This is a genomic window from Vibrio sp. V03_P4A6T147, assembly GCF_002241085.1.
Taxonomy (GTDB): domain Bacteria; phylum Pseudomonadota; class Gammaproteobacteria; order Enterobacterales; family Vibrionaceae; genus Vibrio; species Vibrio anguillarum.
Genome location: NZ_NDIO01000087.1, coordinates 1 through 11,396, shown reverse-complemented (window position 1 = coordinate 11,396; position 11,396 = coordinate 1). Strand labels below are relative to the sequence as shown.

8 protein-coding genes and 1 pseudogene are annotated in these 11,396 nt (G+C 45.5%); 6 read left to right on the top strand and 3 right to left on the bottom strand.

Features of this window, described 5'->3' with window-relative positions; translation table 11 throughout:
- Nucleotides 1-114, top strand: a pseudogene (potD, locus tag B9J84_RS16085) (spermidine/putrescine ABC transporter substrate-binding protein PotD); the annotation flags it as partial.
- Between the two features lie 31 nt (nucleotides 115-145).
- On the opposite strand, the gene cobB reads toward potD, so the two are convergent.
- The 3 genes from cobB to B9J84_RS03125 all read right to left on the bottom strand — a co-directional run bounded on the left by cobB (nucleotide 146) and on the right by B9J84_RS03125 (nucleotide 4,208).
- Nucleotides 146-883, bottom strand: a complete 738-nt coding sequence (gene cobB / locus B9J84_RS03135; RefSeq protein WP_017047639.1) for a Sir2 family NAD+-dependent deacetylase — start codon at nucleotides 881-883, stop codon at nucleotides 146-148.
- Between the two features lie 169 nt (nucleotides 884-1,052).
- Nucleotides 1,053-2,273, bottom strand: a complete 1,221-nt coding sequence (locus B9J84_RS03130) for an ammonium transporter (RefSeq protein WP_019281009.1) — start codon at nucleotides 2,271-2,273, stop codon at nucleotides 1,053-1,055.
- Between the two features lie 345 nt (nucleotides 2,274-2,618).
- Nucleotides 2,619-4,208 carry an ABC-F family ATPase gene (locus B9J84_RS03125; RefSeq protein ID WP_094123503.1) on the bottom strand — a complete coding sequence of 530 codons (1,590 nt, stop codon included), beginning with the start codon at nucleotides 4,206-4,208 and terminating at the stop codon, nucleotides 2,619-2,621.
- 236 nt (nucleotides 4,209-4,444) lie between these two features.
- Here B9J84_RS03125 and B9J84_RS03120 point away from each other — a divergent pair, with 236 nt between their 5' ends.
- The 5 genes from B9J84_RS03120 to B9J84_RS03100 form a co-directional block, all read left to right on the top strand.
- Entirely contained in the window at nucleotides 4,445-5,080 is a 636-nt protein-coding gene (locus tag B9J84_RS03120) for a response regulator (RefSeq protein WP_094123502.1), read from the top strand.
- A gap of 8 nt (nucleotides 5,081-5,088) precedes the next feature.
- Nucleotides 5,089-6,708, top strand: coding sequence for an MASE1 domain-containing protein (locus B9J84_RS03115; RefSeq protein WP_094123501.1), 1,620 nt, complete (start codon nucleotides 5,089-5,091; stop codon nucleotides 6,706-6,708).
- Nucleotides 6,709-6,795: 87 nt separating this feature from the next.
- Entirely contained in the window at nucleotides 6,796-8,127 is a 1,332-nt protein-coding gene (uhpC, locus tag B9J84_RS03110) for an MFS transporter family glucose-6-phosphate receptor UhpC (protein ID WP_094123500.1), read from the top strand.
- A gap of 126 nt (nucleotides 8,128-8,253) precedes the next feature.
- Nucleotides 8,254-9,288: an ABC transporter substrate-binding protein gene (locus tag B9J84_RS03105; protein WP_013856874.1), complete on the top strand. Its 1,035-nt coding sequence runs from the start codon at nucleotides 8,254-8,256 to the stop codon at nucleotides 9,286-9,288.
- A 109-nt stretch (nucleotides 9,289-9,397) separates the two neighbouring features.
- A partial coding sequence (locus B9J84_RS03100) for an iron ABC transporter permease (RefSeq protein WP_094123499.1) occupies nucleotides 9,398-11,396 on the top strand: 1,999 nt, incomplete at its 3' end.

Genomic DNA, 11,396 nt, shown 5'->3' with positions numbered 1-11,396 from the left:
CCTAATATCTTCCCTCCACAATCTGTGATGGACAGCGGGTTTTGGCAAGATGAGGTGGGAGAAGCGAATGTGTTGTACGACGAATACTTCCAGAAGCTCAAAGTAAATAATTGATCATATTCAATGTTTAGATAACACGCCTACTCTAGGCGTGTTTCTTTTTTGGCATTTCTAACCCTAATATCTCTTCCACTAACCGCGGAACTTCAATACTGGCTTTACCGTAGCGTTTTTCCTCAAACTCACTTTCAACGGCACTCGGTTCTAAGTTGATCTCAATGGTGTGCGCGCCATGCATTCTGGCATCATGAACAAAGCCTGCAGCAGGATAAACAACGCCCGATGTACCGATAGAGATAAAAAGATCAGCCGTCTCGAGTGCTGAATAAATATCGCCCATGCGTAGTGGCATTTCGCCAAACCAAACAATATGAGGTCGCATTTGAGCTGGAATTTGACAGCAATGGCAAAGCTCTCCGCTCAGAATGTCGTCTTTATGCTCTATTACTTGGTTAGAAACGCTGCAGCGTGCTTTAAGCAGCTCACCGTGCATATGAATCACCTGTTTGCTACCACCCCGCTCATGAAGGTTATCAATATTCTGCGTAATAATCGTTACGTTTCCCTCTATCTCTTGCTCTAATTTACCAAGCGCGATGTGGGCGGCATTAGGTTGTATTGATTCAGATTGGAGTTTTCGACGACGCTGATTATAGAAATCCTGTACGAGATCGGGATCACGTGCGAAACCTTCAGGGGTCGCGACATCCTCTATTTTATGGTTTTCCCATAATCCGTCTTGGGCACGAAATGTTTTAATGCCTGATTCCGCTGAAATGCCTGCCCCCGTGAGGATCACGATATTCTTGTAAGGGAAATTCATACTATGTCCTTATTGCACGCTTTTTTGCTAGCTTAGCACCGATGCAATAACAACAGTAGTTTTGAGGGTTAGACCATAGTATAAAATGGCCATTGATTGCTTATTTTCTGTGACATAAACCGAGCTATGAAATAGACCGAAGTACTCCGCGACTTCGGTCTATATGTAATTAATCTTCGTTAATGGCGGAGATTTTATGGATAGCCAAATCCGCGCCGTTAAATTCGTCTTCTTCAGATAAACGCAATCCAGTCAATACATTGAGAGAGCCATAAACGATTGCGGCACCCAATACTGCCACTGAAATACCCAATAAGGTTCCTAGTAGTTGAACGGCGAGGCTGACACCACCTAGGCCGCCGAGTGATGATTGGCCAAAAATACCAGCGGCAATCCCACCCCATGCGCCGCAAACACCATGTAATGGCCATACACCTAATACATCGTCTATTCTCGTTCGGTTTTGTAGTTGAGTGAACAACCAAACAAATAAAGCACCCGCTACCACTCCCGTCACTAAGGCACCCAGTGGGTGCATCAAGTCCGATCCTGCACACACCGCGACTAATCCCGCTAGAGGACCATTGTGGATAAAGCCAGGGTCATTTTTTCCGACAATTAACGCTGCTAAAATACCACCAGTCATGGCCATTAAAGAGTTCATCGCGACTAATCCACTAATTCCATTTAATGTTTGCGCTGACATGACGTTAAAACCAAACCAGCCCACACAAAGAATCCACGCGCCCAATGCTAGGAACGGAATGTTGGATGGAGCAAAGTTGGTGTGCTTTCCTGCACGTACTCTTCCCTTACGCATTCCTAGAAACATGACGGCGATGAGTGCAATCCATCCGCCGACCGCATGCACGACCACAGAACCAGCGAAATCGTGAAAAGCAGCACCGAATTGAGCTTCAAACCAGCTTTGCACGCCATAATTGCCATTCCAAATCATTCCCTCAAACAGCGGATAAACAAACCCAACTGTGAAAAAAGTAGCAATGAGAATGGGGTAAAACCGAGCGCGCTCGGCAATGCCTCCAGAAACGATAGCAGGAATAGCGGCGGCAAACGTCAATAGAAAAAAGAACTTAACTAGATGATAGCCGTTCCCTTGGGCAAGGGTTTGTGCATCAGCAAAGAAATGAGCGCCGTAGGCTATCCAGTAACCGATAAAAAAATAGGCGATCGTAGAAATACCGAAATCGGCGAGAATTTTTACCAGCGCGTTCACTTGGTTCTTTTTACGCACAGTCCCCACCTCAAGAAAGGCAAATCCGGCGTGCATTAAAAACACCATGATTGCACCGAGCAGCAAAAATAGCGTATCAGAACTTTGAGTCAGGGCTTGTACGGCACCTTGAACCTGACTTACGGTTTGAGTCATCTTAGTGATTCTCCATTGAAATGTTGTGCACCAATCCTGTGCTACTTGATTGTTTTCTCACCAATATAGTGAGTTATTGGTATTGAACAGCCTTAAAGCAAAATACATTCCAAAATAAACAAATGAATCAATAACTTTTCAATATCAAATAACTTATTGAAATAGAGTGAATTATATAAATATCAAGGGAGTTGTTGCATGATGGAAGAATAAACGCATTCATAAGAAGCGCACCAAATTGGAACGTGTGCTCCATTTCAATGCACTCTATTTTTGGCTCGTTCCAGATTGCAGGCATTAAAAAGGCCTCCCGCAGGAAGCCTTTTCTTGAGAGTAAACCGTGGATCAGTTTACGCCACGAGATTTCAAGAATTCAGCATAAGTGCCTTTGAAATCGGTCAGTTTGTTATCACGAATTTCAATGATGCGCGTTGCCAGTGAATCCACAAATACGCGGTCGTGAGATACGAAGAACAGAGTCCCTTTGTAGTTCTCCAACGCCGTGTTGAGCGATTCGATCGATTCCATGTCCATGTGGTTGGTTGGCTCATCCATCAACAGCATGTTTGGCTTATGCATCATTATCTTACCAAGCAACATACGACCTTGTTCACCACCAGAGATGACCTTAACAGATTTCTTGATGTCATCTTGGCCAAACAACATGCGCCCTAAGAAGCTGCGGATCACTTGCTCGTCATCCCCTTCTTGACGCCATTGGCTCATCCAGTCAAACAGGTTCATATCTTCGGCAAAATCGTGCGCGTGATCTTGAGCGTAGTAACCAATGTTTGCGTTTTCAGACCATTTATAGCTGCCGCTACGAGGCTCAAGTACACCCGCTAAGGTGTTAAGCAGTGTCGTTTTACCGACGCCGTTTTCACCAATGATCGCTACGCGTTCGCCCACTTCAAAAATGGCGTTGAAGTTACTGAACAGATCGTTTTCAAAACCTTGGCTAAGGTTTTCAACTTCTAACGCGTTACGGAACAACTCTTTCGATTGTTCAAAACGAATGAAAGGGTTTTGGCGGCTAGACGCTTTAACTTCGTCCAATTGGATCTTGTCAATCTGCTTAGCTCGTGACGTCGCTTGCTTCGCTTTAGATGCGTTCGCAGAAAAGCGTGCAACGAAAGTTTGCAGTTCAGCAATCTGTGCTTTCTTCTTGGCATTATCAGAGAGCAGACGAGCACGCGCTTGCGATGCCGCTGTCATGTACTCGTCATAGTTACCCGCGTAAAGACGTAGTTCACCATAATCCAAGTCAGCCATATGTGTACATACGCTGTTTAAGAAGTGACGGTCGTGCGAGATGATGATCATGGTGCAGTTACGTTGGTTTAGCGTATCTTCTAGCCAGCGAATGGTATCCATATCCAAGTTGTTGGTTGGTTCGTCAAGCAGCATGATGTGTGGTTCAGCAAACAAAACTTGCGCCAATAGCACACGCAGTTTCCAACCTGGTGCTACTTCGCTCATCAAACCAAAGTGCTGTTCAAGAGGAATGCCCACTGCAAGCAACAATTCACCGGCTTTAGACTCGGCCATGTAGCCGTCCATTTCTGCGAATTCAGTTTCGAGATCCGCAACCTTCATGCCATCTTCTTCGGTCATTTCAGGCAGAGAATAGATACGGTCACGTTCTTGTTTAACTTTCCACAACTCTTTGTGGCCCATGATTACCGTATCGATAACCGTGAACTCTTCGTAAGCGAATTGATCCTGATTTAGTTTCGCCACGCGTTCGTTAGGATCATAGCTAACGTTACCACTCGAAGGTTCAAGCTCTCCGCTTAGAATCTTCATAAATGTTGACTTACCACAACCGTTAGCGCCAATCAGGCCATAGCGATTACCTTCGCCAAACTTAACGGAAATGTTTTCAAACAGAGGCTTTGCGCCAAATTGTTGAGTGATATTCGCGGTGGAGATCAAAACCAGTACCTTAATAAATGTGAATTGTATAAAAAACTGCGCAACGTTACTTGTTCAAGGCTCGAACTGCAAGCGATGTTTTTGTTTCACTGCCCTCGTAATGCGAGTAACTCGCTCATTTAATGCCTACCTGCCACTGATCATAAGTTTCGAGAGAGCAATCACATCCCCTGCGCTGGTTTTTGATACTTATTGATACATCTGCGACTATCACTGCAAACCTATAGGATACCCGTATGATTTCAGTTGCTTTGGTGGATGACCACCTCATGGTTCGCTCTGGTTTTGCACAACTGTTATCGGTTGAACCAGACATTCATGTCCACAGTGAGTATGGTAGCGCGCGCGAAGCATTTCGTGCGCTGGTGAACGCTTCTATCGATGTGGCAGTTATCGACATTTCAATGCCCGACGAAAGTGGGCTTGTGTTGTTAGAGAAACTGCGCCGCGCTCAGCCGGACTTTAAAGCCATCATTCTCTCTATTTATGATTCGGCGTCCTTTGTCAGTAAAGCGCTAGAAGCTGGCGCTTGTGGTTATTTATCAAAACGTTGTGGGCCTGGAGAGTTAGTGAGCGCCATTCGTACCGTGGCTAATGGTGATCGCTATTTGTGTGCCGATGCCTTAATTAACCTAAGCAATGCTTCAGGTACGCCATCTGTCCTTGAAGAGTTAACTAAACGCGAAAGAGAGGTGTTTGATCACCTGATTTTAGGCAAAGACGTCAAAGAGATTGGTTACGATTTATCAATTAGCCACAAAACGATTCACGTGCATCGGGCAAATATTTTAAGCAAACTGGGGCTTACCAACAATGTGGATCTCATCCGCTTTGCTATTACTCACCAACTGTTGGTTAACGAGACGTTATAGAAGCGACTATGCATTTTCATCATCGATTTTCTGAAGCTTTACCTCGGTTGTCTCTCTCCTCTGGCTTTAGCTATGCATTTGCATGCGTTTTGTATTCAATTGGTTGGTTTTGTTTATGGAACATCAGCCGCTACTTAACTCCTGATTTATTGCTGGCTGGTCTGTTTTTGCCCACAGGCTTAAAGCTGGCCACACTCGCTCTTGCACCACGTCGTTTTTGGCTTGGGTTCACTTTATGCGAAATGGCTATAGTGGTGTCGCTCGGGCATGTGTTGGCTATCGCTGCTCATGAATATCTATTACTGCTGTTTGCATTGATCGCTTATTGGCTGGCGATTGCCTTTCAATCTCTCTGGACATCACTGCACGTTTATTGGAAAAAACTGTTGGCGCTTACCGGGTTGACGGTCGTTTACGGCATCTTATGTGGGAGCTCGGTTTTGCTGTTGGTCAAACCGCTCAACCTCGAACTGCATTACGTGGCACAAGCGACCGTTTCTGCTCTGACCGGCGGTATACTGCTCACTCCGTTCTTATTTCTCCTGTACGATTACCTACATCAGCAGATCTGGAGACCACTGTCACCCGATCTTATTCATCAGGACGTAACACTTCGCCCCTCTGCGTTGCTGTGGTGTTTGCTTTTTTTTAGTGGAGGATTGATCGCGGAGTTAACCTTGCTAGAGCAGCTCAAACCGATCGCCCTGCTCATTTTCCTGCTTCCCAATATTTTTATGGCTTATAAATACGGTTGGCAAGGCGGCGTATTGGCTAGTCTAATGAACAGTATTTTGCTTGCTACGGCACGGCAAATGACAGGTTCATTTGAATCCGATATTGAACTACAAAGTTTTATAGCGACGCAAGCTTTTGTTGGTTTAGGGCTTGGTATCGCGATTAGCCGTCAATATTTCTTGGCGCAACGCTTAGCTAAAATTAACCAAAAGCTAGCAATCGAACTCGCGAACAAACAGCAACTGGCTCGGCAATTAGTCAAGGTTGAAGAGCAAATCCGAAAATCAGTTGCACGCGAACTGCATGATGAAATTGGCCAAAATATCACCGCGATACAGATCCAATCCATGCTCGCTAGTCGCTTGGCACAAAATGAAAAACAAACCAACATCGCTGAGACGATCAACACGCTCGCGCTACGAATTCACTCATCGACACGTCAATTATTAACCGAGCTTCGCCCTCATGCGCTTGATGAATTGGGGCTTGAGAGTGCAATTCGGCAGCTTGCAAGTGAAATGAAATTTGCGGAACGACATGTCGATTTTCGTCTGAATTTCGGAATTTTTGCAGAGCGTTTAGATGACATTACGGCCGTTACACTGTATCGAATTATTCAAGAGCTGCTTAATAACGTGTGCAAACATGCACAAGCATCAGCCGTGCAATTAAGCCTTGTTCCCGGTGACATGTTCAGTGTCGAGCTGCGTGATAATGGCATTGGTTTAGCTTCCGATTGGCGCAGCAAAGGCCAAGGCTTACTCGGCATCGAAGAACGCGTCAGCGCACTGGGTGGCACATTTTTAATTGAATCGCAGCGTAGCCAAATACCGCTTGGGACGCGCATAACTGTTAACCTGCCCACAAAACCGCTCACAATATCAACAAACTAGGAAAATTTCCTAGTCACTTATAACTTTGTCTCATTCATTTGGTGAATCACTCCGATACCATCTCTTAGCACTAGGGAGAAACAAAGCATGCTGGGTTTTCTGATTTCAAAACCGACATCAGCACCTATAGAAGCACAGGACATTGATGCAACCTATCGTTACTGGCGCTTGCATTTAATGTTATCGATGTACGTCGGCTATGGGGTGTTTTATTTCACACGCAAAAGTCTCAATTTTGCCATGCCTGCGATGCTCACTGATCTCGGGCTTGAACACTCCGATGTTGGTCTGCTTGGTACGCTCTTTTACATGACCTACGGTTTGTCAAAGTTTGTTTCTGGCATGGTCAGCGACCAATCAAAACCGAGTTACTTCATGGGTTTGGGGCTGGTTGCAACAGGCGTGATTAATGTGCTGTTTGGTTTGAGCTCTTCCCTAGCCGCATTTACCGTGCTTTGGACATTGAACGCTTTTTTCCAAGGTTGGGGATGGCCGCCGTGCGCTAAATTGCTCACTACTTGGTATTCCCGATCTGAACGTGGGTTTTGGTGGTCTATCTGGAACACTTGCCACAATTTAAGTGGCGCGCTCATTCCGATCAGCATTGGTTTTATCGCTGTGACTTTTGGTTGGCGGTACGGATTTATTGCACCGGGTTGCTTGGCGATCATCGTTGGTTTAGTGCTCTGCTTTCGCATGCAAGATAAGCCCACAACGTTAGGGTTACCCCCAGTGGGTGAGTGGCGTAACGATGAATTAGAAAAGCGCCATGAGTCTGAAGGTAAAGGGCTGCCATTTCGCCAAATTTTACGTCGTTACGTGCTAGGGAATAAGTACATTTGGCTGTTATGTAGCTCCTATCTACTGGTGTATGTGGTGCGTATCGCGCTAAATGATTGGGGTAATTTATACCTCACTGAACGGCATGGTTATGAGCTTTTTTCGGCCAACGCTGCCGTATCAATGTTTGAAGTCGGAGGATTCTTAGGATCGCTATTTGGTGGTTGGGGCTCGGACAAATTTTTTAAAGGCAATCGAGCGCCGATGAACTTGATTTTTGCGCTAGGCATTTTCATTTCAGTGGCCGCGTTATGGCTAACACCGATTGACAACTTTGTGGTGTTGTCGGGCTGCTTCTTTTCCATCGGATTTTTTATTTTTGGTCCGCAAATGATGATAGGAATGGCCGCCGCTGAATGTTCGCACAAGGATGCGGCTGGAACCGCGACCGGTTTTGTCGGCTTATTTGGCTATCTTGGTGCAGCGTTAGCCAGTTACCCATTGGCTGTCATTATTGAACAATTTAGTTGGGAAGGATTTTTCAGTGTCATTACCCTCTCAGCCGCACTGATTGGATTACTGATTTTGCCCTTTTTAAAAGCGCAACAGCGTGCAGGGAATGCCGTCACTATGTCATAACCTTTCCTCACGTTGTTTTCTGATTTCGCTGTGTCATGCAGCAAAAACGAAATCACAGGAATGTGATGAAACTTAACGCTGCCCTACGTCTACGTTAAGTAATGAAAATAACAAGAGGAAACAGACATGAAAGATAGATTACCTCGCAGTGTACTTGCTACCTGCATTCTCGGTGCTTCGCTTGCCGCGCCTCAAGCATTTGCTGAAGGCCGACTCGTGGTTTATTGCAGTGCCACTAACGCCATGTGCGAGACAGCGACTAAAGCCTTTTCTGATAAATATGACGTAAAAACCTCTTTTGTTCGCAATGGCTCTGGCAGCACGCTGGCCAAAATCGAAGCAGAGAAGAAGAACCCACGCGCGGATGTTTGGTATGGCGGCACGTTGGATCCTCAATCACAGGCGGGTGAAATGGATCTCTTACACGCTTACCAATCCCCGCAGCTTGAATTCATTATGGATGGATTTAAAGATCCAGCGAAACGCAAAGGGAACTACTCTTCGGCCGTTTATATGGGTATTTTAGGTTTTGGGGTGAACACTCAACGTTTGGCTGAAAAAGGATTACCGATCCCGCGCTGCTGGAATGATTTAACCAAACCTGAATACAAAGGAGAGATTCAAATCTCTGACCCACAAAGTTCGGGGACTGCCTACACCGCATTAGCCACCTTCATTCAACTTTGGGATGAAGATAAAGCCTTTGATTATTTCAAAGCACTCGACAAAAACGTCTCTCAATACACCAAATCAGGTGTTACCCCTTCACGTAACTCAGCGCGTGGTGAAATTGCGATTGGTATTGGTTTTTTGCATGACTACTCACTCGAACAATCGAAAGGAGCACCGCTGGAGCTGATTTCGCCTTGTGAAGGTACAGGTTATGAAATTGGTGGTGTGAGCATTATCAAAGGGTCGCGTAACCTTGATAACGCGAAACGGTTTGTTGACTGGGTCATGTCAAAAGAAGGACAAGAGCTGGCATGGAAAGAAGGTCAATCTTTCCAAATTTTAACTAACACTCAAGCGGAACAATCCCCCAACGCCCTCGACCCTAAAAAGTTAACCTTGATCGATTATGACATGGATACCTATGGGTCCTCTGATGAACGTAAACGATTGATTAATAAGTGGGTTAATGTTGTAAAAATGGGCGAATAGCCAACGCATTCCCTTGTCTTAGCCTCGATGGGCAGTGCCTACTGCCCTTTTTATAAAGCCAATACCAGGCTTATCACCGTGTGGCTACAAATAACTTTGGTACAGAAAAATGAATGAATTTACAGCAGGCACTGCACCACATCGGCCGCTAAAAACCTCGCATAGGGACCCGATTTTTTATTGGATCCTGACGTTATTGTGTGCGTTTGTGCTGTTGCCCTCTTTTGCACTTGATTACGGAGTGTTTGATTCAACATCGCAAGAGTTTTATGCCGCTATGGGTTGGAGCCGTGCCAATATTTCTTGGTTATGGTTTGCGCTTCCGGGTGTACTTCTCATTCGCCCTTGCTATGCAGGTAATAAGTACGCCAAACACCGTCACTATTTTGATATCGGTTATTCAGCGGCATGCATGTTTTTCGTGTTGGTCAGCTCTTGGTATACCCAGCAAGGTTTAGGTTATTCAACCATTGCACTATTTATTGCCTTAAGTGCTGTCATGACATTGGCATTGGCTCGTCTTGAGTTTTTGGGCGGTGACAGCTTCGTGATTGGTGCTCTGATCTCGATTATTCTCTTGATCACGATTTTTATTATCTTTCCGAGTATCGCCATCTTTGTACCGATGTTCCAAGATGAAGTGGGGAACTTTGTTGCGTGGCAATTCATTGAAATTTTGAGCCGAGCGCAGATCATACAAATTGTTTGGAACTCCGTACTGCTTGGCGTATCTGTGGGTATAGGTGCCACTTTCTTTGGTTTGATCTTTGCTATCTATACCACACGCATTGCCACTCGCTCCGCTTTCATTGCGCGAATTTTTTCTATTCTTCCCATTGTGACTCCCCCTTTTGTCGTTGGGCTTGGGGTGACTTTAATGCTTGGGCGCTCCGGTTATATCACCGAACTCATGGTGGATTGGTTTGGGTTACAACAGACAAACTGGCTGTATGGTTTTACAGGCATTTGGATGGCACAAGTGCTCGCCTTTGCTCCTATGTCATTCATGATTTTAGATGGCGCGATGAAATCCCTACATCCATCACTGGAAGAGGCGTCCTACACACTTCGAGCCAATCGTTATCAAACTTTTTTTAAAATTGTCATGCCATTGCTCAAACCTGCTTTGGCCAACAGTTTCTTAATCATCTTTGTCCAATCACTGGCCGACTTCAGTAACCCGCTTGTACTTGGGGGCAGTTTCGATGTGTTAGCCACTCAGATTTACTTCTACATCGCAGGAGCTCAATTAGATTACGCTTCCGCCAGCACACTTGGGGCCGTCTTGCTGCTATTTTCGTTGGCGATCTTTGTTGTCCAATATCTGTGGATAGGAAAGCGTTCATACGTCACCATTTCCGGCAAATCATATCGTGGCGATGTGCAAGCGCTGCCTACCTTACTTAAACATACGGTTTCGGCACTGCTCTATTTTTGGATGGCATTTAACATCTTGCTTTATGGCAGCATCATCTTCGGCAGCTTCACCGTGAACTGGGGTGTAGATTACAGTTTAACGCTTAAAAACTATATTCATCTGTTTGGCATGGGAATGAGTGAAGGTGCTTGGCCATCACTTATCACGACGATGATTTATGCCGGCGTTGCAGCTCCATTAACCGCCTTCTTTGGTCTGTTGATTGCGTATATCGTTGTCCGTCAGCAATTTTACGGTAAGAAAGTGATTGAGTTTGCAACCATGCTTTGCTTCGCCGTTCCGGGCACGGTTGCGGGGGTATCTTACATTCTTGCATTTAATGATGCGCCTATTTACCTCACCGGTACCGCGGCCATTGTTGTGATTTCCATGGTGATGCGTAACGTGCCTGTAGGCATTCGCGCAGGTATTGCAGGGCTAGGCCAGCTTGATAAATCGCTCGATGAAGCGTCACTCAGTTTGCGGGCTAACTCCTTTAAAACCATTGCTCATATTCTGTTGCCGTTATTACGACCAGCAATTCTCTCAACGTTGATTTACAGCTTTGTTCGAGCAATGACGACCGTCAGCGCCATTATTTTCTTGGTGACACCAGAAACACGGGTGGCAACGTCTTACATTCTGAATCGTGTAGAAGATGGTGAGTATGGCGTTGCGATCGCATATGGCT

Bases quoted from the DNA above. Each gene is read 5' to 3' on its own strand.
- cobB (WP_017047639.1), bottom strand. From the start codon at position 883: ATGAATTTCCCTTACAAGAATATCGTGATCCTCACGGGGGCAGGCATT.
- uhpC (WP_094123500.1), top strand. From the start codon at position 6,796: ATGCTGGGTTTTCTGATTTCAAAACCGACATCAGCACCTATAGAAGCA.
- B9J84_RS03105 (WP_013856874.1), top strand. From the start codon at position 8,254: ATGAAAGATAGATTACCTCGCAGTGTACTTGCTACCTGCATTCTCGGT.
- B9J84_RS03120 (WP_094123502.1), top strand. From the start codon at position 4,445: ATGATTTCAGTTGCTTTGGTGGATGACCACCTCATGGTTCGCTCTGGT.
- B9J84_RS03115 (WP_094123501.1), top strand. From the start codon at position 5,089: ATGCATTTTCATCATCGATTTTCTGAAGCTTTACCTCGGTTGTCTCTC.
- B9J84_RS03130 (WP_019281009.1), bottom strand. From the start codon at position 2,273: ATGACTCAAACCGTAAGTCAGGTTCAAGGTGCCGTACAAGCCCTGACT.